The organism is Aliihoeflea sp. PC F10.4 (assembly GCF_054612275.1).
Window position 1 is genome coordinate 670,761 of the sequence record NZ_JBTSWH010000001.1, and the last position, 23,926, is coordinate 694,686.

The 23,926-nt window shown below is 61.5% G+C and carries 27 protein-coding genes; 23 read left to right on the forward strand and 4 right to left on the reverse strand.

Annotation, left to right across the window (positions count from 1 at the left end; genetic code table 11):
- Window positions 1–47 precede the first annotated feature (47 nt).
- On the forward strand, window positions 48–1,514 hold the full coding sequence (locus tag ACX82Z_RS03260) for an alanine/glycine:cation symporter family protein (RefSeq protein ID WP_459586716.1): 1,467 nt from the start codon (window positions 48–50) through the stop codon (window positions 1,512–1,514).
- 32 nt (window positions 1,515–1,546) lie between these two features.
- On the opposite strand, the gene ACX82Z_RS03265 is transcribed toward ACX82Z_RS03260, so the two are convergent.
- Window positions 1,547–2,188 (reverse strand): TetR family transcriptional regulator C-terminal domain-containing protein, encoded by a 642-nt coding sequence (locus ACX82Z_RS03265; RefSeq protein ID WP_459586717.1) that lies wholly within the window; start codon window positions 2,186–2,188, stop codon window positions 1,547–1,549.
- 214 nt (window positions 2,189–2,402) lie between these two features.
- Between ACX82Z_RS03265 and aptA the strand changes: the two genes are divergently transcribed.
- The 8 genes from aptA (at window position 2,403) to ACX82Z_RS03305 (ending at window position 10,445) form a co-directional block, all read left to right on the forward strand.
- Complete coding sequence (aptA, locus tag ACX82Z_RS03270) at window positions 2,403–3,731, forward strand: omega-aminotransferase AptA (protein WP_459586718.1); 1,329 nt, start codon at window positions 2,403–2,405, stop codon at window positions 3,729–3,731.
- Window position 3,732: 1 nt separating this feature from the next.
- Window positions 3,733–4,023, forward strand: a complete 291-nt coding sequence (locus ACX82Z_RS03275; RefSeq protein WP_459586719.1) for a cupin domain-containing protein — start codon at window positions 3,733–3,735, stop codon at window positions 4,021–4,023.
- Window positions 4,024–4,034: 11 nt separating this feature from the next.
- Window positions 4,035–5,285: a Zn-dependent hydrolase gene (locus tag ACX82Z_RS03280; protein WP_459586720.1), complete on the forward strand. Its 1,251-nt coding sequence runs from the start codon at window positions 4,035–4,037 to the stop codon at window positions 5,283–5,285.
- Between the two features lie 71 nt (window positions 5,286–5,356).
- Window positions 5,357–6,808: a dihydropyrimidinase gene (gene hydA, locus ACX82Z_RS03285; RefSeq protein WP_459586721.1), complete on the forward strand. Its 1,452-nt coding sequence runs from the start codon at window positions 5,357–5,359 to the stop codon at window positions 6,806–6,808.
- A 13-nt stretch (window positions 6,809–6,821) separates the two neighbouring features.
- Entirely contained in the window at window positions 6,822–7,643 is an 822-nt protein-coding gene (locus ACX82Z_RS03290) for an ABC transporter ATP-binding protein (protein WP_459586722.1), read from the forward strand.
- Window positions 7,633–8,565 (forward strand): ABC transporter permease, encoded by a 933-nt coding sequence (locus tag ACX82Z_RS03295; RefSeq protein ID WP_459586723.1) that lies wholly within the window; start codon window positions 7,633–7,635, stop codon window positions 8,563–8,565. Before ACX82Z_RS03290 ends, ACX82Z_RS03295 begins: the two co-directional genes overlap by 11 nt.
- A complete protein-coding gene (locus ACX82Z_RS03300; protein ID WP_459586724.1) occupies window positions 8,562–9,428 on the forward strand; it encodes an ABC transporter permease in 867 nt (288 codons plus the stop codon). Before ACX82Z_RS03295 ends, ACX82Z_RS03300 begins: the two co-directional genes overlap by 4 nt.
- Before the next feature lie 21 nt (window positions 9,429–9,449).
- Entirely contained in the window at window positions 9,450–10,445 is a 996-nt protein-coding gene (locus ACX82Z_RS03305; RefSeq protein WP_459586725.1) for an ABC transporter substrate-binding protein, read from the forward strand.
- Between the two features lie 44 nt (window positions 10,446–10,489).
- Here the strand turns inward: ACX82Z_RS03305 and ACX82Z_RS03310 are convergent, their stop codons facing one another.
- Window positions 10,490–11,398, reverse strand: coding sequence for a helix-turn-helix domain-containing protein (locus tag ACX82Z_RS03310; RefSeq protein WP_459586726.1), 909 nt, complete (start codon window positions 11,396–11,398; stop codon window positions 10,490–10,492).
- A 77-nt stretch (window positions 11,399–11,475) separates the two neighbouring features.
- On the opposite strand from ACX82Z_RS03310, the gene pobA reads away from it, so the two are divergent.
- From pobA to ACX82Z_RS03345, 7 genes are all read left to right on the forward strand, one after another.
- Window positions 11,476–12,645, forward strand: a complete 1,170-nt coding sequence (gene pobA / locus ACX82Z_RS03315) for a 4-hydroxybenzoate 3-monooxygenase (protein ID WP_459586727.1) — start codon at window positions 11,476–11,478, stop codon at window positions 12,643–12,645.
- Between the two features lie 10 nt (window positions 12,646–12,655).
- Window positions 12,656–13,048 (forward strand): 4-carboxymuconolactone decarboxylase, encoded by a 393-nt coding sequence (gene pcaC / locus ACX82Z_RS03320; protein WP_459586728.1) that lies wholly within the window; start codon window positions 12,656–12,658, stop codon window positions 13,046–13,048.
- A complete protein-coding gene (pcaH, locus tag ACX82Z_RS03325; RefSeq protein ID WP_459586729.1) occupies window positions 13,045–13,800 on the forward strand; it encodes a protocatechuate 3,4-dioxygenase subunit beta in 756 nt (251 codons plus the stop codon). Before pcaC ends, pcaH begins: the two co-directional genes overlap by 4 nt.
- A gap of 57 nt (window positions 13,801–13,857) precedes the next feature.
- Entirely contained in the window at window positions 13,858–14,085 is a 228-nt protein-coding gene (gene relB, locus ACX82Z_RS03330) for a type II toxin-antitoxin system RelB family antitoxin (protein WP_459586730.1), read from the forward strand.
- 133 nt (window positions 14,086–14,218) lie between these two features.
- Window positions 14,219–14,335, forward strand: a complete 117-nt coding sequence (locus tag ACX82Z_RS03335) for a type II toxin-antitoxin system RelE family toxin (RefSeq protein ID WP_459586731.1) — start codon at window positions 14,219–14,221, stop codon at window positions 14,333–14,335.
- Between the two features lie 12 nt (window positions 14,336–14,347).
- Window positions 14,348–14,962 (forward strand): protocatechuate 3,4-dioxygenase subunit alpha, encoded by a 615-nt coding sequence (pcaG, locus tag ACX82Z_RS03340; protein WP_459586732.1) that lies wholly within the window; start codon window positions 14,348–14,350, stop codon window positions 14,960–14,962.
- Between the two features lie 154 nt (window positions 14,963–15,116).
- Entirely contained in the window at window positions 15,117–16,178 is a 1,062-nt protein-coding gene (locus ACX82Z_RS03345; RefSeq protein WP_459586733.1) for a 3-carboxy-cis,cis-muconate cycloisomerase, read from the forward strand.
- Here ACX82Z_RS03345 and paaZ read toward each other — a convergent pair whose 3' ends face one another.
- On the reverse strand, window positions 16,179–18,203 hold the full coding sequence (gene paaZ, locus ACX82Z_RS03350) for a phenylacetic acid degradation bifunctional protein PaaZ (RefSeq protein WP_459586734.1): 2,025 nt from the start codon (window positions 18,201–18,203) through the stop codon (window positions 16,179–16,181).
- Between the two features lie 67 nt (window positions 18,204–18,270).
- Here paaZ and paaI point away from each other — a divergent pair, with 67 nt between their 5' ends.
- The 7 genes from paaI to paaE all read left to right on the forward strand — a co-directional run bounded on the left by paaI (window position 18,271) and on the right by paaE (window position 23,404).
- Complete coding sequence (paaI, locus tag ACX82Z_RS03355; RefSeq protein ID WP_459586735.1) at window positions 18,271–18,723, forward strand: hydroxyphenylacetyl-CoA thioesterase PaaI; 453 nt, start codon at window positions 18,271–18,273, stop codon at window positions 18,721–18,723.
- Window positions 18,724–18,780: 57 nt separating this feature from the next.
- A complete protein-coding gene (locus tag ACX82Z_RS03360; protein ID WP_459586736.1) occupies window positions 18,781–19,644 on the forward strand; it encodes a PaaX family transcriptional regulator in 864 nt (287 codons plus the stop codon).
- Between the two features lie 120 nt (window positions 19,645–19,764).
- A complete protein-coding gene (gene paaA, locus ACX82Z_RS03365) occupies window positions 19,765–20,760 on the forward strand; it encodes a 1,2-phenylacetyl-CoA epoxidase subunit PaaA (protein ID WP_459586737.1) in 996 nt (331 codons plus the stop codon).
- Window positions 20,761–20,765: 5 nt separating this feature from the next.
- Entirely contained in the window at window positions 20,766–21,053 is a 288-nt protein-coding gene (paaB, locus tag ACX82Z_RS03370) for a 1,2-phenylacetyl-CoA epoxidase subunit PaaB (protein ID WP_459586738.1), read from the forward strand.
- On the forward strand, window positions 21,053–21,811 hold the full coding sequence (gene paaC, locus ACX82Z_RS03375) for a 1,2-phenylacetyl-CoA epoxidase subunit PaaC (protein ID WP_459586739.1): 759 nt from the start codon (window positions 21,053–21,055) through the stop codon (window positions 21,809–21,811). The genes paaB and paaC overlap by 1 nt, the downstream gene beginning before the upstream one ends.
- 5 nt (window positions 21,812–21,816) lie before the next feature.
- On the forward strand, window positions 21,817–22,317 hold the full coding sequence (gene paaD / locus ACX82Z_RS03380; protein ID WP_459586740.1) for a 1,2-phenylacetyl-CoA epoxidase subunit PaaD: 501 nt from the start codon (window positions 21,817–21,819) through the stop codon (window positions 22,315–22,317).
- A gap of 7 nt (window positions 22,318–22,324) precedes the next feature.
- The gene (paaE, locus tag ACX82Z_RS03385) at window positions 22,325–23,404 is read left to right on the forward strand and encodes a 1,2-phenylacetyl-CoA epoxidase subunit PaaE (protein WP_459586741.1); all 1,080 of its coding nucleotides are present in this window, start codon (window positions 22,325–22,327) and stop codon (window positions 23,402–23,404) included.
- Window positions 23,405–23,409: 5 nt separating this feature from the next.
- Here the strand turns inward: paaE and ACX82Z_RS03390 are convergent, their stop codons facing one another.
- Window positions 23,410–23,922 (reverse strand): hypothetical protein, encoded by a 513-nt coding sequence (locus tag ACX82Z_RS03390; protein WP_459586742.1) that lies wholly within the window; start codon window positions 23,920–23,922, stop codon window positions 23,410–23,412.
- Between the last annotated feature and the right edge of the window lie 4 nt (window positions 23,923–23,926).

The following is a 23,926-nucleotide window of genomic DNA, read 5'->3' on the forward strand; positions in this document are numbered from 1 at the left end:
CGGGGGATGCCGGAAACGGTCCGACAACGCGAATACGGAGAAGGGCAATGAATCTCGACGGTCTGGAAAGTTTTCTCGGAGACATAGGCGGCATCGTATGGGGGCCGTATCTCCTGATTCCGTTGCTGCTCGGCACCGGTCTTTATCTGACGGTGCGGCTCGGCGGCATCCAGTTCATCCGGCTCGCCGCGGCTTTGCGCCTCGGCCTCCTGAAGCGCAGTGACGATACGACCGACGGCGACATCACGCAGTTTCAGGCGCTGACGACCGCCATGGCCGCAACGGTCGGCACCGGCAACATCGTAGGCGTTGCGACCGCCATCGCCATCGGCGGACCGGGCGCTCTTTTCTGGATGTGGATCACGGCACTCGTCGGCATGGCGTCGAAATATTCCGAAGCGTTTCTGGGCGTGCGGTTCCGCGTCACTGATGCGGCCGGCGAAAAGTCGGGCGGGCCGCAATATTATCTCGAACGCGGCATTCCGGGCGGGTTCGGCAAGTTCCTCGCTCTGTCATTCGCGGTCTTTGCCGTGTGCGCCTGCTTCGGCATCGGCAACATGACGCAGGGCAATTCCATCGCATCGAACCTCGAACGCAGCTTCCTGATCCCGACCTGGGCGACGGGAATCGTTCTGGCCGGCATGACGATGCTCGTCCTCATCGGCGGCATCAAATCGATCGGCAGCGTCACCTCGCGGCTCGTGCCGGGCATGATCATCTTCTACGTGCTTGGCGCGCTCTACATATTGCTCGCCAATATCGGCGACGTGCCGGGCGCGATCGGGCTGGTGTTCTCGTCCGCCTTCACCGGCTCGTCGGCGGCCGGTGGCTTCATCGGCTCCACGATCATGATCGCGGTGCAATATGGTGTGGCGCGCGGCATCTTCTCCAACGAATCCGGCATGGGTTCAGCCGCCATCGCGGCGGCGTCGGCACAGACCGCGCATCCCGTGCGGCAGGGGCTGGTGTCGATGACGCAGACCTTCATCGACACGATTATCGTCGTCACCTGCACCGGCCTCGTCATCATCACGACGGGCGTGTGGACGGCGACGGACCCGGCGACCGGCGAACAGATTTCGGCTGCGATCATGACGGGCGAAGCGTTCAGCCACGGCCTGCCGGGTGAATGGGGGCACTGGGTCGTCACGATCGGGCTCGCGCTCTTCGCCTATTCGACCATCCTTGGCTGGGCTTATTACGGCGAGCGGAACGTTGAGCGTCTCGTCGGGCGCGGCGGCGTGATGCCGTTCCGCGTCCTGTTCTCGCTTATCGTCTTCATCGGCTGCACGGTGCAGCTTGGCGTCGTGTGGAACTTCTCCGACGTGATGAACGGTCTGATGGCGATCCCGAACCTGATCGGCCTTTTGATCCTGTCCGGCCTTATCGTTCGTGAAACGCGGCTTTACCTGAAGCACGATCCGAAGCTCGAAGCCAACAAGGAGCAGATCGAAGCCTTCATGAAGGGCGATACAGGCTGGGAGGAGTGGAAGCGCAACGAGCGCTCCGCATAGTCTATCGACGGCCCCGCTTCGGCGGGGCCGTTTCATTTCGGCGGGTTTGGTCGCAGCCCGTCGAGGAAGAGCTGTTCCAGATAGCGGGCGGCGTCTTCGAACCTTCCGTCGCCGCCGCGATCAGGGCCGAGGACGGTGCGGACCTGAATGTCGAAATCGGCATAATGCTGTGTCGTCGCCCAGATCGAGAAGATCAGGTGCCACGGATCGGTGCGCGCGATCTTGCCGTCCTTCATCCAGCCGCGAATGAGTGCCGCCTTTTCATCGACCAGCGGCTTCAATTCGCCTTCGAGCAACTCGGCGATGCGCGGCGCACCCTGCAATATCTCGTTGGCAAAGAGCCTGCTTTCGCGCGGATAGTCACGCGCCATTTCCAGCTTGCGACGGATATAGGAGCGCAGTTCGGTGATCGGATCGCCGATATCGTCTAGTTCGCGAAGTGGTGCTAGCCAGGTTTCCAGAAGCCGCTCGATCAGCGTCGTGAATATCTCTTCCTTGGAACGGAAATAATAGAGAAGATTCGGCTTCGACATGCCGGCTGAATCCGCGATCTGGTCGATCGTCGCGCCGCGAAACCCGTGCTGTGAAAAGACGTCGAGCGCAGCATTTAGGATGATCTGGCGCTTTTCGGTCTGGATGCGCGTGCGCCGGCGCGGCGCGGCTTCAGCGTCCATTTTCGGCCCCGATATCGTGGACCAATCGACTGGACCAGTTGCTCAATGCGTGTGGCGCGCGAAGGAGCACGGCACTTTCCCCTATTCTGTCCTTGACCGTCATGGTGGCGGTGCTAACGTTTGTCCAATCGGTCAAAAAATGCGTAGCACGACTGCGTCCGACAAACCAAGCGTTGGCCGAAATGGGAACACTGACAAAAGGGGAAGCTTGGTCATGTCGAACCGGCTCAACGTCGCGCCGAACGATCTTTCCGCATTCTGGATGCCGTTCACGTCAAACCGGCAGTTCAAGCAGGCACCGCGCATGCTGGCTGCTGCCAAGGACATGCACTACACGACGACCGACGGGCGCACGGTGCTCGACGGCACGGCGGGCCTTTGGTGCGTCAATGCCGGCCATTGCCGCCCCAAGATCACCGAGGCGATCCAGCGCCAGGCCGCCGAACTCGACTATGCGCCAGCCTTCCAGATGGGCCACCCGATCGCGTTCGAACTCGCCAACCGGCTGGTCGACATCGCGCCGGAAGGCATGGACCATGTGTTCTTCACCAATTCGGGTTCGGAATCCGTCGAAACCGCGCTCAAGATCGCGCTCGCCTATCAGCGCGTGAAGGGGCAGGGCTCGCGCACGCGTCTGATCGGCCGCGAGCGCGGCTATCACGGCGTCAATTTCGGCGGCATCTCGGTCGGCGGCATCGTCACCAACCGCAAGATGTTCGGCACGCTGTTGACCGGCGTCGACCACATGCCGCACACGCATCTGCCGGCCAAGAACGCGTTCACGCGCGGCGTTCCGGAGCATGGCGGCGACCTTGCCGACGAACTGGAGCGCATCGTCACGCTGCACGACGCCTCGACGGTCGCGGCGGTGATCGTGGAGCCGGTCGCCGGTTCGACGGGCGTTCTTATCCCGCCGCAGGGCTACCTGAAGCGCTTGCGCGACATCTGCACCAAGCACGGCATTTTGCTGATTTTCGACGAGGTCATCACCGGCTTCGGCCGTCTCGGCACGCCGTTCGGCGCGGACTATTTCGGCGTGACGCCCGACATCATCACCACCGCCAAGGGCATCACCAACGGCGTCATACCGATGGGCGGCGTGTTCGTCACGAAGGAAATCCACGACGCCTTCATGACCGGCCCGGAACACATGATCGAGTTCTTCCACGGTTATACCTATTCGGGAAATCCGATCGCGTCGGCTGCCGCGCTCGCCACGCTCGACACCTACAAGGAAGAAGGGCTTTTGACGCGCGGCGCGGAACTTGCGCCTTACTTTGAAGATGCGCTGCACTCGCTGAAGGATGCACCAAACGTCATCGACATCCGCAATATCGGCCTCGTCGGCGCGATCGAACTGAAGCCGATCGACGGCGAACCGACCAAGCGGGCCTTCTCTGCCTTCGTGAAGGCCTTCGAAAAGGGCGTTCTGATCCGCACGACAGGCGACATCATCGCGCTGTCCCCGCCGCTGATCGTGGAAAAGCAGCATATCGACGAGATCGTCGATTGCATCCGTACCGTCCTGACCGAGGTCGCCTGACATGGCCCGGCCCCAGGCGACGCACGAGGTTCTGGTGGATGACGCACAGGTGCGCGTCACGCGCTGGGACTTTGCGCCGGGGGCCGAAACCGGCTGGCACCGGCACGGCATGGACTACGTCATCACGACGGTGACGGCGTGCTCCATGCTTCTGGAAGAACCCGGCGGGACAAGCCGCACCGTCGAGTTCGCCGCCGGGCTTGCCTATCGTCGCGACGAGGGTGTGGAACACAACGTCGTCAATGCTGGCGATGCTCCGATGTCGTTCGTCGAAGTCGAACTGAAAGCATAAAAGGACAAGAAATGGCCGCACCCGGCGAAAATCTGCGAATCAATCCAGACCGTTTGTGGGATTCGCTGATGGACATGGCGAAGATCGGACCGGGCGTCGCCGGTGGTAACAACCGTCAGACGCTGACCGACGAGGACGGCGAAGGCCGGCACCTTTTCCAGCGCTGGTGCGAAGATGCGGGCCTGACGATGGGCGTCGACAAGATGGGCACCATGTTCGCGCGCCGCGAAGGTACCGATCCGGACGCGCTACCGGTTTATGTCGGCTCGCACCTCGATACCCAGCCGACCGGCGGAAAGTATGACGGCGTGCTCGGTGTTTTGGGCGGGCTCGAAGTCATCCGTTCCCTGAACGATCTCGGCATCAAGACGAAGCATCCCATCGTCGTAACCAACTGGACGAATGAGGAAGGCACGCGCTTTGCGCCCGCCATGCTCGCCTCGGGCGTTTTCGCCGGCAAGCACGAACTCGATTGGGCCTATGAGCGCACCGATGCCAAGGGGAAGAGCTTCGGCGAGGAACTGGAGCGGATCGGCTGGAAGGGCGAGGAAGAAGTCGGCAACCGGCCGATGAAGGCTTTCTTCGAGCTTCATATCGAGCAGGGTCCGATCCTCGAAGACGAGGGCATCGATATCGGCGTCGTCACGCACGGGCAGGGCCTTTGGTGGCTGCAAGTCACGCTCACCGGCAATGACGCGCATACCGGCTCGACGCCGATGCACAAGCGCCGCAATGCGGGGCTCGGTCTCGCCCGCGTGACCGAACTGGTTCACGAAGTTGCGATGGACTATCAGCCCGACGCGGTCGGTGCCATCGGGCACATAGAAGTCTATCCGAATTCCCGTAATGTCATCGCAGGCGAGGTGGTGTTCACCATCGATATCCGTTCGCCAAACGTGCGGGTTCTGGATGAGATGCGAACGCGCATCGAGGCCGGCATCGAAACGATCTGCGAGGCGCTCGACATCGGCTTCGACATTGAAAATGTCGGCCATTTCGAGCCGGTAACGTTCGACGAGGGTTGCGTGAAGGCGGTTCGCGACGCTGCGGAGCGGCTTGGCTATTCGCACCGCGATATCGTTTCGGGCGCGGGACACGATGCGTGCTGGATCAATACGCTCGCGCCGACGGCGATGATCTTCTGCCCCTGCGTCGACGGGCTTTCGCACAATGAGGCCGAGGAAATCTCGAAGGAATGGGCCGGCGCTGGCGCGGACGTGCTTTTCCATGCGGTCGTCGAGACGGCGGAGATTGTCGAATAATCCGAATCGCTTGAAGGAAATCCTTGAAGCCGCTCGCCAAGAAGCGGCCGATGAAAAAGGGGAACTGCTAAATGACGAAAGTCATCAAGAACGGAACCATCGTCACCGCCGACCGGACATGGAAGGCGGACATCCTGATCGACGGCGAGGTGATCGCCGCCATCGGGCAGAACCTGTCCGGCGATGAGGAATTCGACGCCACGGGCTGCTACGTGATGCCGGGCGGGATCGATCCGCACACTCATCTCGAAATGCCATTTATGGGCACCTATTCTGCCGACGATTTCGAAAGCGGAACGCGCGCGGCGCTTGCCGGCGGCACGACGATGGTGATCGACTTCTGTCTGCCGTCGCCCGACCAGTCGCTGCTCGAAGCGATCCAGATGTGGGACAACAAGTCGACGCGCGCTTGCACCGACTATTCCTTCCACATGGCGATCACCTGGTGGGGCGAACAGGTGTTCAACGAAATGCCGCAGGTGGTGGACAAGGGCATCACGTCGTTCAAGCACTTCATGGCCTACAAGGGCGCGCTGATGGTGGATGACGACGAGATGTATTCGTCGTTCCAGCGCTGCGCCGAACTCGGCGCGCTGCCGATGGTCCATGCCGAAAACGGCGACGTCGTTGCGCAGCTTCAGCAGAAATTGCTGGCAGCCGGAAACAACGGGCCGGAAGCGCATGGCTATTCGCGCCCGCCGGAAGTGGAGGGCGAAGCGACCAATCGCGCGATCATGATCGCCGACATGGCGGGCGTGCCGCTTTACGTCGTTCACACCTCCTGCGAGCAAAGCCACGAAGCGATCCGGCGCGCGCGCCAGAAAGGCATGCGCGTCTTCGGCGAACCGCTGATCCAGCATCTCGTGCTCGACGAGACCGAATATTTCGACAAGGACTGGGACCATGCTGCGCGGCGCGTGATGAGCCCGCCCTTCCGCTCCAAGCTGCATCAGGATTCGCTGTGGGCCGGGCTTTCGGCCGGCTCGCTACAGGTTGTCGCGACCGATCACTGCGCCTTTACCACCGAACAGAAGCGCACGGGCGTTGGGGACTTCACCAAAATCCCGAACGGCACCGGCGGTCTTGAAGACCGCATGCCGGTTCTGTGGACCAAGGGCGTCGTGACCGGCCGTCTGACGCCGAACGAATTCGTGGCGGTCACCTCGACCAATGTCGCGAAAATTTTCGGCATGTATCCGAAAAAGGGCGCGATCGTCGAAGGCGCGGATGCCGACCTCGTCATCTGGGACCCGGAGGCGACCAAGACCATTTCGGCTGGCAGCCAGCAATCGGTGATCGACTACAATGTGTTCGAGGGCATCGAGGTGAAGGGCCTGCCGCGCACGGTCTTCACGCGTGGCAAGGTTGCCGTCGAGGATGGCACGGTGAAAGCCGAGCCCGGCCACGGAAAGTTCGTGGCGCGCGATGCGAACCCGCCCGTTTCGAAGGCGCTTTCGGCGTGGAAGGAAGTCGTCGCGCCGCGCAGGATCGAGCGGACGGGCATTCCGGCCAGCGGCGTTTGAGGCGGCATCTCATATGAATGCGCCTGCCAGCCTGACCCAGCCAGCCCCGCAACAGATGACCAAGGTGATCGAGGCGAATAGTCTCGGTCTCACCTTCGAGACCAATGACGGCCCCGTCCATGCGCTGACCGGCGTCGATCTCGATATCAAGAAGGGCGAGTTCGTTTCCTTCATCGGGCCGTCCGGCTGCGGGAAGACGACGTTTCTTCGCGTCATCGCCGATCTCGAACAGCCGACGTCCGGCACGATTTCGGTCAACGGAATGTCGCCGGAGGAGGCGCGCAGGCACCGCGCCTATGGCTACGTCTTCCAGGCGGCGGCGCTTTATCCGTGGCGCACGATCGAGCGCAATGTCGCGCTGCCGCTGGAGATCATGGGATATTCGCGGGCCGAGCGGCGTGAGCGCATCGCGCGCACGCTCGACCTCGTGAACCTTTCGGGCTTCGAGAAGAAATATCCCTGGCAGCTATCGGGCGGCATGCAGCAGCGCGCCTCCATTGCGCGGGCGCTCGCCTTCGACGCCGATTTGCTCCTGATGGACGAGCCGTTCGGCGCGCTGGACGAAATCGTGCGCGATCACCTGAACGAGCAGCTTTTGCAATTGTGGGACCGTACGAACAAGACGATCTGCTTCGTCACGCATTCCATCCCAGAGGCGGTGTACCTTTCCACCAAGATCGTGGTGATGTCGCCGCGCCCCGGCCGGGTGACGGACGTGATCGAGTCGACTTTGCCGAAGGAGCGGCCGCTCGACATTCGCGAGACGCCGGAATTCCTCGCCATTGCCGCCCGCGTGCGCGAGGGGTTGCGGGCAGGGCACTCCTATGACGAGTAGCGTCATCGCCGCGCCGCAGGCCGCGATCGGACGGTCGGGCGTGTGGGAGCGCCTGTCGCAAGGCACGGCCGTGCCGGTTCTCATCGTCGTCGCGGCAATCATCGTCATCTGGTACGCGGCGTCGGTGTGGCTCAACTCCACATGGCAGTTTCAGGTTTTTTCGCGCGGCGACGGCAACTGGACATGGGCCGAATTCGTCGCCGGCACGTTCGCCCAGGACCGCCCGCTTTTGCCCGCGCCGCATCAGGTCGCGGTGGAACTGTGGAACACGGTCGTCGGCCAGAACGTCACCTCGCGGCGCAGCCTCGTCTACCATGCCTGGATCACGCTTTCGGCGACGCTGCTCGGCTTCGCGATGGGCACCGCGCTCGGCATCCTGCTCGCCGTCCTGATCGTCCATAACCGCGCCATGGACCGCTCGCTCCTGCCGTGGATCATCGCTTCCCAGACGATCCCCATCCTTGCGATTGCGCCGATGGTTGTGGTCGTTCTTGCCTCCATCGGCATGACTGGGCTGGTGCCGAAGGCGCTGATCTCGACCTATCTGTCGTTCTTTCCGGTCGTCGTGGGCATGGTGAAGGGCTTTCGCAGTCCCGACCAGATTCAGCTCGACCTGATGCGCACCTATCATTCAAGCAAGAGCCAGACATTCTGGAAACTGCGCTTTCCCGCCTCGCTGCCGTTCCTGTTCACGTCCATGAAGGTGGGCGTGGCGGCAAGTCTCGTCGGGGCCATTGTCGGCGAACTGCCGACGGGTGCGGCGGGTGGTCTCGGCTCGCGGCTTCTCGCCGGCTCCTATTACGGGCAGACGGTGCAGATCTGGTCGGCGCTACTCATGGCGGCCGCCCTGTCGGCGCTGCTTATTCTGGCGATCACCATTCTGCAGCGCATCGTTCTGGCGCGGATGGGGGCGACGCCATGAATGCTGGTCTCGTCACCGGAGCCGTTGTCTTCTGGCTTGCCGCATGGGCCGTCAATGAGTGGCTGGTGCGGATCAAGGCACGTGGGATCGCTGCGCGCGCGGTCAATTTTTTGGTGCCGGTGCTCTTCGGCATGGCGCTGCTCGTTCTGTGGGAAGGGCTGGTACGCGGCTTCAACGTGCCGTCGGTCCTTTTGCCTCCGCCGAGCGCGATCTGGGCGCGCATAACTGTTTCGACGGCGACGCTGTGGGCCGATTTCTACCAGACCTTCATCCGCTCCGTTTTGCCCGGCTATGCGATCGGATGCGCGGCGGGTCTCGTCGCGGCAATTGCCATTGACCGCTCGCCGTTTTTGAAGCGTGGGCTACTCCCAGTCGGTAATTTCGTCTCCGCGCTCCCATTGGTCGGTATCGCGCCGATCATGGTCATGTGGTTCGGCTTCGACTGGCAGTCGAAGGCGGCGGTCGTCGTCGTCATGACCTTCTTCCCGATGCTGGTGAACGCCGTTGCTGGCCTCAACGCCGCAAGCCGCATGGAGCAGGATCTGATGCGCACTTATGCGGCGAGCACCTGGCACACGCTGTTCAAATTGCGCCTGCCGGCCGCCTGGCCGTTCATCTTCAACGCGCTCAAGATCAACTCGACGCTGGCGCTGATCGGCGCGATCGTGGCCGAATTCTTCGGCACTCCGGTCGTCGGCATGGGCTTTCGCATCTCGTCGGCCATCGGGCGCTTGAATGTCGACATGGTCTGGGCTGAAATCGCGGTAGCCGCTCTTGCCGGCTCGGTCTTTTACGGTCTCATCGCGCTGATCGAGCGCGGCGTGACCTTCTGGCATCCGTCGATCCGTGGTGGAAAGGCGTGAATAATAAAAAGGGGAACTGACATGAAAAAGCTTATCATGGGTGCGCTCGCCTCATCCGTTGCGCTTGCAGCGCTGCCGGCGATGGCGCAGGATCTGGACGCGCTCACCTTCCAGTTGAAATGGGTCAATCAGGGCCAGTTCGCCGGCTACCTCGTCGCCAAGAATCTCGGCTATTACGAGGAAGAAGGCCTCGACGTCACGATCAATCCGGGCGGGCCGGACATCGCCCCTGAACAGGTAATCGCCGGCGGCGGCGCCGACGTCATCACGACATGGATGGCGGCGGGCCTCGCGGCGCGCGAACGTGGCGTCCCGTTGGTCAACATCGCGCAGCCCTTCGCGCGTCAGGCGCTTCAGCTTGTCTGTTCGCAGGAAAGCGGCGTCCAGTCGACCGACGACTTTCCCGGCAAGACGCTCGGCGTCTGGTTCTTCGGAAACGAATATCCGTTCTATGCGTGGATGGCGAAGCTGGGCCTGTCGACCGAAGGCGGCGACGATGGCGTCGAGGTTCTGCGTCAGGCGTTCAACGTCGATCCGCTTCTCCAGAACCAGGCCGACTGTATCTCGACCATGCAGTATAACGAGTTCAAGCAATTGCTCGACGCGGGCGTGCCGGAAGACAGCCTGAAGGTCTTCAACTATGCGGATGAAGGCGTCGGCATGCTGGAAGACGGGCTCTACGTGATGGAAGATCGGCTGGAAGACCCTGAATTCGTCGACCAAATGGTCCGCTTCACACGCGCCTCGATGCGAGGCTGGGCCTATGCCAAAGACAATGTCGAGGAAGCCGCCAATATCGTTCTGGAGAACGACCTTTCGGGCGCTTTGACCGAGGACGGTCAGGTCTGGCAGGTGGAAGTCGCGGCCGGCCTCGTCGGCGATACGGCAGCGCTCGATCCGGCCTCCTACGAGCAGACCGTACAGACGCTTTTGTCGGCCGTTTCGCCCGACAATCCGGCGATCACCGCCGAGCCGGAAGGCGCATTCTCGACGGTCGTGACCGATCAGCTCGACTGATCGGCATTCAGATCGATTGGAAGGGGCGGGCGACCGCCCCTTTTTCATGTCGATAGCCTCTTGCGTTCGCGCTCGCGAAAAGCACCTGGCGTCATGCTGGTCTGGCGTCGAAAGAAACGGTTGAAATAGGCGGGGTCGGAAAAGCCAAGCGAAAACGCGATCTTCTGGATCGGCGATGGCGTGAAGATGAGATCGCGCCGCGCCGCTTCCAGCGTGCGGCGGTCGAGAAGCATCTGAACGCTCAAGCCCGTGGCGTTTCGCGCGATCCGCGCAAGATGGGTGGGCGAGATTCCGAGACGCTCGGCGAAAAAGGCGATCGGGGGCCGGTCGCGAAAATGCGTGTCGATCACGGTCAAAAGCGTCTCGACGCACCTGTGTTCCGGGTCGATGGTTGCAACAGGTGCGCTCGCGCCAGCGCTGCGGGTCAACGCGACGAGTGCCTCGATCATCAGTGGCTCCAGCAGAAGCGCTCGCCCGGCACCGCGTCCCGCAAGTTCGGCGTCCATACGCTCGATGGCGTCGACGGCCTTCTTCGCCTCTGCGTCGTGCGCCCCGACCGGCAAGATGCGCAGGCGCGAGGCAAAACCCGCGATTTCCCTGTCGGCGGCGGTCAGTGCGCGCAACCGGTCGGCAAGGGCGGTGACCACGCGCCCGTCAATGTCGCGCGCGAAGCGAAAGCCATGCGCCGTGTCGGGCGGGATGAACAGGATCACGGGTGCCTGAAAACTGTGCGTGCCGTCTGGAGTAACGACTTCGCCGGAGCCGGTTGGCAGCAAAAATATCTGGAAGAACTGCTCGTGGCGATGAAGCGCAATTTCCCAATTGTGCAGGTGTGTGCGATCCGCCATCGGCTCGCAATGGAGCCAAAAATCGGCGGGATCGTCGGGCTTTTCGGCATATAGGCGATAGGAGGGGATTTTCGGTATTTGGCGCATGATGGTCGGATAGTGCAATCAGATGCCGCTTATGTCCATTGAGTGCGTGCGTTTCCTGCGTCATTCGTGGCAGCGAGGAATTCGGGAGGAAATCGATGCGCACGCAGGTCGCCATAATTGGTGCTGGACCGTCCGGGCTGCTGCTTGGCCAACTCCTGACGAATGCGGGCATCGACAACGTCATTCTCGAGCGTCAGACGGGTGACTATGTGCTCGGACGGATCCGAGCCGGCGTACTCGAAGAGGGAACGGCCGGCATGCTCGACGAGGTGGGCGTCGGCGCGCGCATGCATCGCGAAGGCCTGCCGCATGACGGTTTTGATCTCGCTTTCGGCGGCCGGCATCATCGCATCGACCTCCATGCGCTGACAGGTAAGCGCGTCATGGTTTATGGCCAGACGGAAGTGACGCGCGACCTGATGGACAAGCGTGCCGAGACCGGAGCCTCGACGATCTATGAGGCCGGCAATGTCGAGCCGCATGATTTCGATGGCAACCGTTCCTATCTGACCTATGAAAAGGACGGCGTAACCCACCGGCTCGACTGCGACTTCATCGCCGGGTGCGACGGCTATCACGGCGCGTCGCGCAGGGCTGTCGAAGGGAAGGGGCTGGAGACGTTCGAGCGGGTCTATCCGTTCGGGTGGCTTGGGATCGTCGCCGATGTGCCGCCGGTCCATCACGAACTGATCTATGCCAATCATCCGCGCGGCTTCGCGCTTTGCTCGATGCGCTCCACGACGCGCAGCCGCTATTACGTCCAGTGCGCGCTCGACGACAAGGTCGAAAACTGGTCGGATGAGCGCTTCTGGGACGAGGTGCGCCATCGTCTGCCGCCGGATTCGGCCGAGCGCGTGACGACCGGACCCTCAATTGAAAAATCCATTGCGCCGCTGCGTTCGTTCGTGGCCGAACCGATGCGGTTCGGGCGGCTTTTCCTCGTCGGCGACGCGGCCCATATCGTCCCGCCGACCGGCGCGAAGGGGCTGAATCTCGCTGCCAGCGACGTGCGCTATCTTTTCGACGGATTGCGCGAGCACTATGCCGAAAAATCGGGTGCAGGCCTCGACGATTATTCCGCCAAGGCGCTGTCTCGCGTCTGGAAGGCCGAAAGGTTTTCATGGTGGATGACCTCGACCATGCACCGCTTTCCCGATACGGGTGCCTTCGGCCAGCGCATTCAGGAAGCTGAACTCGATTATCTGGTTCATTCGCCTGCGGCATCGACGTCGCTGGCGGAGAACTATGTCGGATTGCCATACTGAGAGAGGACAGATGAGCGAAAAATCGGAACGTTTTCATCAGGGAATGGCGACACGCCGCTCGGTGCTCGGCGCGTCCTATGTGGATGCGGCGACGAAGAAGGCGAGCGGCTATGACGAGCCGTTCCAGACGCTGATCACCGAAGCCGCATGGGCCCATGTGTGGTCGCGCGACACGATCACCAAGCGCGAGCGTTCTATGATGACGCTGGCGCTGCTTGCCGGGCTCGGCAATTACGAGGAACTCGCGCTGCATACGCGCGCGACGGCCAATACCGGCACCAGCGCCGACGACATCATGGAAGCGATGCTGCATGTCGCGATCTATGCCGGCGTTCCGCGTGCCAACCATGCGATCAAGATCGTGAAGCAGGTGCTGGCCGAGATGGAAAAGGAAAAGGCATGAGCGACATTCGCAATTCCAATCTTAAGCCGGAGACGGGCGCATTCTTCCAGCGTGACCGCGACTGGCATCCGGCCGCGTTCACGCCCGGTTACAAGACGTCCGTTTTGCGTTCGCCGCAAAAGGCGTTGCTTTCGCTCGATAACACGCTTTCGGAAATCACCGGGCCGGTCTTCGGCCACAACATCCTCGGCGAACTTGACGACGACCTCATCACCAATTTCGCCAAACCGGGCGAAATGGCGATCGGCCCGCGCATCGTCGTCTATGGCCGGGTGCTCGACGAGCGCGGCAAGGGGGTATCGGGTGCGCTTCTGGAATTCTGGCAGGCCAATGCCGGCGGTCGCTATCGCCATCGCAAGGAAGGTTATATCGCGCCGCTCGACCCGAATTTCGGCGGTTGCGGGCGTACCATCACCGACGAGGATGGGAACTACGCGTTCCGTACGATCCAGCCCGGCCCTTATCCGTGGCCGAACGGGATCAATGACTGGCGGCCCGCGCACATCCATTTCTCGATTTTCGGGCATGGTTTCGCGCAGCGGCTCATCACGCAGATGTATTTCGACGGCGACCCGATGATCTGGCAGTGCCCGATCGTCAAGACGATCAACGACCGCGCGGCGATCGAGGGGCTGACGGCCGCGCTCGATCGCGAAGCGACCATCCCGATGGATTCACGCGCCTACAAATTCGATATGGTGCTGCGAGGCCGCCGTTCGACCATGTTCGAAAACCGCATGGAAGGAAATTGATTGCGATTTTTGCAATATTGAATACATTGAATACATGTATTCAATGAGGAGGCGACGATGCCGACTTCCGTGAGGTTGAAGCCCGAAATCGAAGCGCGCCTTGACGCACTCGCCGCGAAGACAGGCCGGACGAAAGCGTTTTATCTCAGGCAGATGGTCGAGGACGGGATTGACGATCTCGAAGATTACTATCGTGCAGAAGAAATTTCCGAACGCATCAGGCGCGGAGAGGAAACGACCCGACCTTGGGCGGACGTAAGGCGCGACCTTGGCCTGGGCGATTGAGTTTTCAAAAACGGCGGAAAAAGCTCTGCGAAAGCTCGACCGAGAGGCGGCGCGCCGGATCGGGAAATTCATCGATCATAAGCTTTAAGAACTTGATGATCCGCGTCAACTCGGCAAGCCGCTGCAAGGCGTTTTGAACGAACTCTGGAGTTACCGCGTCGGGGATTATCGCCTGATCTGCGAAATTCAGGATCACCGCGTGGTGGTTCTCGTCATCGACATCGGCCATCGCCGGGAAGTTTACCGCTAGGAGGAAATTGACATGGCTCAGACGCTCAACCGCCTGAAAGAATCCGCGTCGCAGACGGCCGGCCCCTACGTTCATATCGGGCTGACGCCGAACTTCGCCGAAATCGGCGGCGTCTATGGCGAAGACCTCGGCATCTCCATGGTCAACGACAAGACCAAGGGCGAGCGCATCACCATCGTCGGGCGCATTTTCGACGGAACCGGGGCACCATTGAAGGACGCGCTGGTCGAGATCTGGCAGGCGGATGCCGAAGGGATCTACAACTCGCCGTCCGAAATGCGCGGCTCGGCCGATCCGAACTTCACCGGCTGGGGCCGCTGCGCGACGGATATGAACACCGGCGAATTTAGCTTCGAGACGATCAGGCCGGGCCAGGTGCCGTTCAAGGACGGTCGGAAAATGGCACCGCACGTATCGTTCTGGATCGTGGCGCGAGGGATCAATCTCGGCCTCAATACGCGCATGTATTTCGGTGACGAAGCCGAGGCGAACGACAAGGACCCGGTTCTGGCCCGTGTCGAACATCGGTCCCGCGTCGCAACGCTGATCGCGCCGCGCGAGGGCGATACGTATCGCTTCGACATTCATTTGCAGGGCGAGAAGGAAACGATCTTCTTCGACATTTAAGAGGCGGGTTGATAGTTCTACTCCGACGGGCATCTGACGCGATTGCTGCGCTTCCGGTGCTCATTGACCAGACCGCCAATTGCGTTCCGGTTCTCGAAAACCATACCGGCGGCCTTGCCGGAAGCGAATTCTCAAGCCGTCTTTGAGGTCTTTGTTGAGCATATCGCCTTTCGATCATCCGTTCTTGTCCGGCCTTCTCGGTGACGAGGAAATCGGATCGCTGTTCGCCGCCGAAACCGATATCGGTACCATCGTTCTTTTCGAACGGGCGCTGGCGGAAATGCAGGCGAAAGCCGGTGTGATCCCAGCCGATGCCGCGCCGGTTATCGAGGCGAAACTGGCGGCATTCGTTCCCGATATGGACGATCTGCGAGAAGGCACAGCGCGCGACGGCGTGGTGATCCCGTCGCTTGTCGGGCAATTGCGGCGCGCAGTCGGTGAGCCGAATGCCGCTTATGTGCATTTCGGTGCGACCAGTCAGGACACGATCGACACGAGCCTCGCGCTTCGCCTGACCTCAGCATCGGCGCTTCTGGACATACGGTTGCGCAAGATCATCGATCTGCTTGGCGAAATCGACACGCGCGACGGGCAAGTCGAGACGATGGCGCATACGCGCATGCAGGCGGCAATTCCCGTAACCGCGTCCCGCAAGATCGCAAGCTGGCGCAATCCGCTCATCCGTCACCGCGAAAGGCTGGCGGATGCGGTCGAAGGCGTTCGCGTGCTGTCGTTCGGTGGGGCGGCTGGAACGCTCGAAAAACTCGGCGACAAGGGCGAGACGGTTTCGGCGTTGCTTGCCGAACATTTCGGCCTGTCGCAGGCGATGCCGCCGCGCCACTCGGAGCGCGACGGCGTTGCCGCATTCGCATCGTGGTTGTCGCTCGTCACCGGAAGCCTCGGCAAGATGGGGCAGGACATCGCGCTGATGGCGCAGAACGAGGTGGGCGAGGTGAAGCTTTCCGGCGGCGGCGGGTCGTCCGCCATGCCGCACAAACAGAACCCGGTCGGCGCGGAGACGCTGGTATCGCTCGCCCGTTTCAACGCGACGCTCGTTTCGGGGATGCACCATTCGCTCGTTCACGAGAACGAACGGTCGGGCGCGGCGTGGACGCTGGAATGGATGCTGCTGCCGCAGATGGTGATCGCGACCGGGACGGCGCTGAACACTGCCTTGAAACTGCTTGACGGCCTGCAATTCCAGCCGCGCCACTGATCACATCACGTTCATGGTCAAAAGCTCGTAGCTGGCCACCTGCTCGTCGTCCTGGTTGTAGACGCCGACATCCCAGCGCACTTCGCCATAATCGTCGTTTCGGCGCGTCTTCTGCTTCGCCGTCAGCCGGACCTTGATCGTGTCGCCGGGGGAAACCGGCTTCATGAAGCGCAGATTGTCGAGCCCGTAATTCGCGAGCACCGGACCGGGGGAAGGTTCGACGAAAAGACCGGCAGCGAAGCTGAGGATCAGATAGCCATGCGCTACGCGGCCGGGAAAGAACGGGTTCGCCTTGGCCGCTTCCTCATCCATGTGGGCGTAGAAAATATCACCGGTGAAGTTCGCGAAATGCTCGATGTCTGCGAGCGATATCGTCCGTATCGGCGTCCAGAAGGTGTGGCCGATTTCGAGATCGCCGAAAGTCATGCGGAATGGGTGCGTGTCCTTTTCCAGCGTCGTTGCACCCGGCGTCCAGCTTTTCGTGATTGCCGTCAGGAGATCGGGGCTGCCCTGGATCGCCGTGCGCTGCATGTAGTGCATCACCCCGCGTATGCCGCCCATCTCCTCGCCGCCGCCGGCGCGTCCCGGCCCGCCATGGACCATGTGGGGCAGCGGTGAGCCGTGGCCTGTCGCATCCTTGCCGGTGTCGCGGTTGGCGAAATAGAGACGGCCGTGAAACGCGCCGGCATTCTCGATGACTTTGCGCGCGACCGCGCCGTCACGCGTGAAGATAGATGCGACGAGCGAGCCCTGTCCGCGATTGGCCAGCGCCAGTGCGTGACCGAGATCGCGATAGCCCATTACGGTCGAAACAGGACCAAAGGCTTCGACCTCGTGAACGCTCTTCGCGCTGTCCGGGTCGGCGCAGTCGAAGAGAAGCGGTGAGACGAACGCGCCGGCATTGGCGTCGGCATTCGCCACCTCGACCGTGTCGATTCTGCCGAAGGCCAGCCGCGCCTCGCGCCCGATCAGGCGGGCTTTTTTGCGCACATCGTCGCGCTGGGCGAGGCTGGCGAGCGCGCCCATGCCGGTTGCGTCGTCACGCGGATTGCCGATGATGGTTTTCGACAGTCGATCGGACAGTGCTTCGATGATCGCAGCCTTACGAGCATCCGGCACGATGATGCGGCGAATGGCGGTGCATTTCTGGCCGGCCTTGGCAGTCATCTCACGATGGACCTCGCGGATGAACGCGTCGAATTCAGGCGTGCCGGGCGCTGCATCCGGCCCGAGGATGGAAGCGTTGAGCGAATCCTGCTCGGCGACGAAACGCACCGATTGGCGGATCACATTGGGATTGGCGCGCAGCATCGACGCGGTAGCTGCCGAGCCCGTGAATGAGACGACATCCTGTCCCGTCAGCCTGTCGATAAGATCGCCGGTCGATCCGGCGATGAACTGCACCGCGCCCTCCGGCAGAAGGCCGCTTTCAATGATCAAGCGAAACGCGGCCTCCGCGAGCCAGGCTGTCGATGACGCCGGCTTGACGATGGCGGGAACGCCGGCAAGCAGTGTGGGCGCCAGCTTTTCCAGCATGCCCCAGACCGGAAAATTGAACGCGTTGATGTGAAGCGCCACGCCTTGCAGTGATGTCGCGACGTGTTGGCCGACGAAATTGCCGGAGCGCGAGAGCTGTTCCAATCCGCCATCGATATAGATCGTGTCATCTGGCAGTTCGCGCCGTCCCTTCGAAGCGTAGACGAAGAGTGTTGCGATGCCGCCGTCGATGTCGATCATGGAATCGGCTTTTGTCGCGCCAGTCTCGTAGGACAATTCGTAAAGTGCTTCGCGGCGATCGTTCAGATATTGCGCGAGCGACTTCAACAAAAGCGCGCGCTGATGAAATGTGAGCGTGCGCAGGGCAGGGCCGCCGACATTCCGTGCGTGATCGGCCATCGCCGCGAAATCGAGATCGCCGGAACCGATTTCAGCGAAGACTTCGCCGGAAATAGCGCTTTTCAGTCTGGCGATGCGGCCAGACGGCGCGACCCATTCGCCCGCTGCAAAGCTTTGCAAGGACAGCATTGTGAATCCTCCCTTCGAATTCCGTGTTTATTATTGAATCGCGGTGCTGCCATGTGAGCGCAGGCGCATGACCAAGGATGAGACGATGCCGACGGACGCCGAAATCGCAGACAAGAGCGCAAAAGCCATGTGGGCGCGCGACGACGCCTCCAAATGGCTCGGTCTTTCGCTCGACGGCGTGGGGCCGGGAACGGCGGCAATGTCCATGACTGTCGAGCCTCACCATACGAACGCGCACGACATCTGCCATGGCGGCTTCATCTTCACGCTGGCCGACAGCGCGTTCGCCTTTGCCTGCAACTCCTATAACGAGATTGCCGTGGCGCAGCACAATACGATCAGTTTTCTCCGGCCGGGGCGATTGGGCGACAGGCTGATTGCAAATGCAAGCGAACTGACGCGCTCGGGCCGGTCGGGTCTCTACGATGTGCGCGTGACCAATCAGGATGGCGACGTGATCGCGGAGTTTCGCGGCGCATCGCGAACCATCGGCGGACGGCATTTCGACGTTGAAGAGTGAGCCGCAGCCTTCGGCATGAAGCTTGCGAGGCGCTTCTCTCCGTGCGAAGGCGACAAGATGATCCAACCCCTGAACCCTGCGCAGCGGCCGCTTGAAGCCCTGATCGACCGGCTCCACCAAAGAGGCAGGCTGCGGGTCTGGTCGCTGGTCGTCACCATGTTCGGCGATGCGATCATGCCGCGCGGCGGACGCGTGGGACTTGGCGTATTGCAGGATGTCATGGGACGGCTGCGGGTTGAGCCCGGCGCGTTGCGCACGGCCATGTCGCGGCTGGCCTCCGACGGGTGGGTGATCCGCGAGCGTGAGGGGAGAAACGCGTTCTACCGCCTCGCCGAAAACGGTCGCCACGCTTTCGACCTTGCCACCCGCCGCATCTACGCGGGTGGCCCGCCCGAATGGGACGGCACGTGGACGGTCGCAATCGCGCCACCCGACAGCGAGAACGATGTTCTGGCTGGTGCTGCGGGCCTCGGTTTCGTGCGCGTCAATGGCGGCGTCCATATCCGGCCCGAGACCGAAGGAGCACCAGACGTCGCGGATGCATTGGCCGGCGCACTCGTCGTTCATGGATCGAGCGCGGAACACCCCGAAGCGTTCCACGCGCTTTGGCCATCCCATGAAGTCGCCGACGCCTATCGTGCTCTCATCGATGAACTCGAACCCTTGGCCGCCGCGCTTGGTGGCGGAGCAAAACTTTCCCCGATCGATGCGATGGCTGCGAGGGTGCTCGTCATCCATGGCTGGCGGCGTATCGTGTTGCGCGATCCCGGCCTGCCATTGGCGCTTCAGCCGGGCGATTGGCCGGGGGAAAAGGCGCGCGCGCTTGTTCGCAATGTCTATGCCGTCCTCGCGCCAACCAGCGAGGACTGGCTCGATCGCGCCGGATTGCCCAAGCCGCAGGCCACACGCCGATTTTCCTGACATTCGAAGCAAGATCACGTCCTCACGAGCATTTCCCAATATGTTACGAAAATTTGCAATTACGCAAATTTATTGTTACATATTGGGCGTCGGATACAGTCCGAACGCGGAGGATAAGCGATGTACAGTCAGGGCCTGATTGGCGCGAAGACCGACACCAAAGAGGATGAAGGCTTTCTTGCCGCATTCCAGGCGCGGATCGATGCCGAGGAAAAGATCGAGCCGAACGATCCGATGCCGGAGGGTTACCGACGCACGCTCGTCCGCCAGATCGGCCAGCACGCGCATTCCGAAATCGTCGGTATGCTGCCGGAGGGCAACTGGATCACGCGCGCGCCGTCGCTGAAGCGCAAGGCCGCGCTGCTCGCCAAGGTGCAGGACGAGGGCGGCCACGGGCTTTATCTTTATGCCGCTGCCGAGACGCTAGGCGTTTCCCGCGAGCAGATGACCGAGGAGCTTTTGTCCGGAAAGGCGAAATATTCCTCGATCTTCAACTACCCGACGCAGACATGGGCCGATATCGGCGCGATCGGCTGGCTGGTCGACGGCGCGGCGATCATGAACCAAATCCCGCTTTGCCGCTGCTCCTACGGTCCTTATGCGCGCGCGATGATCCGCGTGTGCAAGGAGGAAAGCTTTCACCAGCGTCAGGGCTACGAGATCATGATGACCTTGGCGAAAGGGACGCCGGAGCAGAAGGAATTGGCGCAGGATGCGCTGAACCGTTGGTGGTGGCCATCCCTGATGATGTTCGGCCCACATGACGGCGACAGCCAGCATGGCGACCAGTCGATGGCGTGGAAGATCAAGCGCTTCACCAATGACGAACTGCGCCAGCAATTCGTCGATTCCACCGTTCCGCAAGCCGAGTATCTCGGGCTGACGCTGCCCGACCCGGACCTGAAATGGAACGAAGAGCGCGGACATTACGATTTCGGCGCGATTGACTGGGACGAATTCTGGCGTGTCGTGAAGGGCGGCGGGACGATGAACAAGGAGCGCATCGAAATGCGCCGCAAGGCGTGGGCCGATGGCGAATGGGTGCGCGAGGCCGCGCTTGCCCATGGCGAAAAGCGCAAGGCGCGCCGCGAGGCGGCAAAGATGGCGGCGGAGTAAGCAACATGGCAAAGAATGAAATTCCGCTCTGGGAAGTCTTCATCCGGCCGCGTAATGGCCTGTCGCATAAGCATTGCGGCTCGGTTCATGCAGCCGATGAGGTAATGGCGCTGCAAGCGGCGCGCGATGTCTATACGCGGCGCGGCGAAGGCGTTTCCATCTGGGTCGTGCCGTCGGCTTCTATCGTGGCGTCGGACCCGGACCAGAAGGCTGAGAATTTCGAGCCGGCGGCGTCCAAGATTTATCGTCACCCGACCTTCTACGAAATCCCCGACGAAGTAGGGCATATGTGATGGCCGGTCGCGATCCGCTTCTCGCATTCGTCCTTCGGCTTGCCGACGATCATCTCATCCTCGGCCACCGGCTGTCGGAATGGTGCGGCCATGCGCCGATGCTGGAAGAAGACCTTGCCATGCCCAACATGGCGCTGGATCTGATCGGGCAGGCGCGGGCGCTTTATCAATATGCGGCCGAACTCGAAGGCGAAGGACGCACGGAAGACGACTTCGCCTATCTGCGGCGCGAGCGCGAATACACGAACTGCCTGATGGTGGAGCGGCCGAACGGCGACTTCGCACACACCATGCTGCGCCAGCTTTACTTCGCCGCTTTCATGGAGCCGATGTGGCGCGCGATGGCGACGTCGAGCGATGAGAAACTGGCGGGGATCGCGCAAAAGGCGGTGAAGGAAGTCGCGTATCACATTCGCCATGCGGGCGAATGGGTGATCCGTCTCGGCGATGGTACGGAGGAAAGCGCGGCGCGCATGACGCAGGCCGTCGACGACCTTGCGCCCTATGTCGACGAGCTTTTCGACGCAGATGATGTAACGCAGGCGATGGTGAAAGCTGGTATAGCGCCTGATCCGGCGAGCCTGCGCGCCGAATTCGACCGGACTGTCGCGACCATCTTTGCCGAGGCGTTTCTCGACATGCCGACCGCGCCATTCGCGCAGCGTGGCGGGCGCGACGGACGACACGGGGAGGCGATGGGGTTCCTGCTCGCCGATCTTCAATACATGCAGCGGACCTATCCGGGAGCAGTGTGGTAACGGCGATGCTGGCGATGCTCGACACATCCTTCGAGAGCCGGCGTGCCTGGAACGCCGCTGCCGCCGTGCCAGATCCCGAAGTCCCGTGCGTGACGGTTGCCGAGCTTGGCATTTTGCGCTCGGTCGAAATCGTGGAGGGCATAGCGGTGGCCAAAGTCACGCCGACCTATTCGGGCTGTCCGGCCGTGCTGGCCATCGAACTTGCCGTGGAGGCCGCGCTTCTCGATGCCGGTTTCGATACAAGGGTGGAGCGTGTGATATCGCCTCCATGGACGACGGACTGGATCACGGCGGAGGGCCGCGAAAAACTGCGGGCTTATGGTATCGCGCCGCCGGTGAACGCCTTCAACTCCGTGCGTGCGCTGTTCGGTGAAACGCAAGTAGCCTGTCCGCAATGCGGCTCGAGCGAGACGGAACGCGTCTCCGAATTCGGCTCCACGGCGTGTAAGGCGCTTTATCGCTGCACGGCGTGCCGCGAACCCTTCGACTATTTCAAATGTATCTGAGGCTCAGATGGCAGCGCGTTTTCACGAATTGAAGGTGGCCGGAATCGAGCGGCAGACGGCTGAATCCGTTGCTGTCGCGTTCGAGGTGCCGGCTGAATTGCGCGATGCTTTCGTGTTCACGCCTGGCCAGTACCTGACGCTGGCGACCGACATCGACGGGAAGGAAGCTCGGCGGTCTTACTCGATCTGTTCGGCGCCGGGCGATCCGCATCTGCGCGTCGGCGTCAAGCGCGTTGCGGACGGGCGGTTTTCAAGCTTCGTCAATGAACATCTGACGGTTGGTGACGTCATCCGTGTCATGCCGCCGGAAGGGCGTTTTACTTCGCTTATCGGCGAGCGGCACGACTATATCCTGATCGCGGCCGGATCGGGCATCACGCCCATGCTGTCGATCGCACGCACGGTTCTTCGCCATGAGCCGGACAGCACGATCACCCTTGTTTACGGCAACCGCGCATCCGACCAGATCATGTTTCTGGAAGAGCTTGAGGATTTGAAAGATCGGCAGATGCAGCGCTTCAGCCTGATCCATGTGCTGTCGCGCGAAGCGCAGGATGTGGACCTGCTCAACGGCCGCATCGACGGCGAGCGCATTCGCCAACTTGCGGCCCGTGGCGCGATCGATCCGGCGGGTGCGGACGGCGTTTTCCTGTGCGGGCCGGGCGAAATGATCGATAGCGTCACCGACACGTTGAAGGCGCTGGGCGTGGACGAGGACAAGATCCGGTTCGAGCGCTTTACCCCATCCGGCGACGCGCCGCCGCCGCGTGCGCGTTCGGTCGAGGCCGAACAGGCGGTGAAAGATGGGGTTCAGATCGAGGTGGTGGTCGACGGCGTACGCCGTAACTTCGACATGATCGAGCAAGACGCCAATGTGCTTGACGCCGCGCACCGCAAGGGGCTGGAACTTCCCTATTCCTGCGCGAACGGCATGTGCTGCACCTGCCGCTGCCGCGTGGTCGAAGGCCAGTCGGAAATGGCCGTGAACTATTCGCTCCAGCCGTGGGAAATCGAGGCCGGGTTTACGCTGGCGTGCCAGACGCGCCCGACCTCGAAAAGACTGGTGCTCGATTTCGACGCGGTATGAGAGAGCTACGAGCGGTCATATCTTGGACGGCGCTGGTAATTATGGCAATCTGCAACTCTGGCAAATGCTTTATCCGCCTCTCTAATAGCGCGATAAATATGCCTAACGAGAAATATCCGGTGTGGGCCATAGAAAAAAGCAACATCATCGGAATACGGGCTGCCAATCTCAAGGGTTTCAGTTTTTAGAAGAATACCTGCGCCATGAACGCGGCCAAACGTAAGGCTGTTATTTCTTGCCGCGTCAAACAATCTTTGTGGCGATCCGATATGGCAGATCGTATTTCTCATGGTTGCAATCAGATCAGTAATATTCTTGCCATCGCTAATATCATCTGTAAATGTTATAGGATGCCCCATCGCTTTCAGTGTGATTAGGGCGTCCTTCAAGTTAATTAACAGAAGTGCTAGCGCCGCCTCCGAAGACCAACTGGGTTCGGCATCTTGAAAGGGAGTTGATGCGATCTCACTGGCTTGATGAATGGCTGAATCTATTAATCGACATTGATCCCAGCTCATATTT

Excerpts from the sequence above, each read along its gene's own strand:
- ACX82Z_RS03260 (WP_459586716.1), top strand. The coding sequence starts at position 48 with ATGAATCTCGACGGTCTGGAAAGTTTTCTCGGAGACATAGGCGGCATC.
- ACX82Z_RS03265 (WP_459586717.1), bottom strand. The coding sequence starts at position 2,188 with ATGGACGCTGAAGCCGCGCCGCGCCGGCGCACGCGCATCCAGACCGAA.
- aptA (WP_459586718.1), top strand. The coding sequence starts at position 2,403 with ATGTCGAACCGGCTCAACGTCGCGCCGAACGATCTTTCCGCATTCTGG.
- ACX82Z_RS03275 (WP_459586719.1), top strand. The coding sequence starts at position 3,733 with ATGGCCCGGCCCCAGGCGACGCACGAGGTTCTGGTGGATGACGCACAG.
- ACX82Z_RS03280 (WP_459586720.1), top strand. The coding sequence starts at position 4,035 with ATGGCCGCACCCGGCGAAAATCTGCGAATCAATCCAGACCGTTTGTGG.
- hydA (WP_459586721.1), top strand. The coding sequence starts at position 5,357 with ATGACGAAAGTCATCAAGAACGGAACCATCGTCACCGCCGACCGGACA.
- ACX82Z_RS03290 (WP_459586722.1), top strand. The coding sequence starts at position 6,822 with ATGAATGCGCCTGCCAGCCTGACCCAGCCAGCCCCGCAACAGATGACC.
- ACX82Z_RS03295 (WP_459586723.1), top strand. The coding sequence starts at position 7,633 with ATGACGAGTAGCGTCATCGCCGCGCCGCAGGCCGCGATCGGACGGTCG.
- ACX82Z_RS03300 (WP_459586724.1), top strand. The coding sequence starts at position 8,562 with ATGAATGCTGGTCTCGTCACCGGAGCCGTTGTCTTCTGGCTTGCCGCA.
- ACX82Z_RS03305 (WP_459586725.1), top strand. The coding sequence starts at position 9,450 with ATGAAAAAGCTTATCATGGGTGCGCTCGCCTCATCCGTTGCGCTTGCA.
- pobA (WP_459586727.1), top strand. The coding sequence starts at position 11,476 with ATGCGCACGCAGGTCGCCATAATTGGTGCTGGACCGTCCGGGCTGCTG.
- pcaC (WP_459586728.1), top strand. The coding sequence starts at position 12,656 with ATGAGCGAAAAATCGGAACGTTTTCATCAGGGAATGGCGACACGCCGC.
- pcaH (WP_459586729.1), top strand. The coding sequence starts at position 13,045 with ATGAGCGACATTCGCAATTCCAATCTTAAGCCGGAGACGGGCGCATTC.
- relB (WP_459586730.1), top strand. The coding sequence starts at position 13,858 with ATGCCGACTTCCGTGAGGTTGAAGCCCGAAATCGAAGCGCGCCTTGAC.
- pcaG (WP_459586732.1), top strand. The coding sequence starts at position 14,348 with ATGGCTCAGACGCTCAACCGCCTGAAAGAATCCGCGTCGCAGACGGCC.
- paaZ (WP_459586734.1), bottom strand. The coding sequence starts at position 18,203 with ATGCTGTCCTTGCAAAGCTTTGCAGCGGGCGAATGGGTCGCGCCGTCT.
- paaI (WP_459586735.1), top strand. The coding sequence starts at position 18,271 with ATGACCAAGGATGAGACGATGCCGACGGACGCCGAAATCGCAGACAAG.
- ACX82Z_RS03360 (WP_459586736.1), top strand. The coding sequence starts at position 18,781 with ATGATCCAACCCCTGAACCCTGCGCAGCGGCCGCTTGAAGCCCTGATC.
- paaA (WP_459586737.1), top strand. The coding sequence starts at position 19,765 with ATGTACAGTCAGGGCCTGATTGGCGCGAAGACCGACACCAAAGAGGAT.
- paaB (WP_459586738.1), top strand. The coding sequence starts at position 20,766 with ATGGCAAAGAATGAAATTCCGCTCTGGGAAGTCTTCATCCGGCCGCGT.
- paaC (WP_459586739.1), top strand. The coding sequence starts at position 21,053 with ATGGCCGGTCGCGATCCGCTTCTCGCATTCGTCCTTCGGCTTGCCGAC.
- paaD (WP_459586740.1), top strand. The coding sequence starts at position 21,817 with ATGCTGGCGATGCTCGACACATCCTTCGAGAGCCGGCGTGCCTGGAAC.
- paaE (WP_459586741.1), top strand. The coding sequence starts at position 22,325 with ATGGCAGCGCGTTTTCACGAATTGAAGGTGGCCGGAATCGAGCGGCAG.
- ACX82Z_RS03390 (WP_459586742.1), bottom strand. The coding sequence starts at position 23,922 with ATGAGCTGGGATCAATGTCGATTAATAGATTCAGCCATTCATCAAGCC.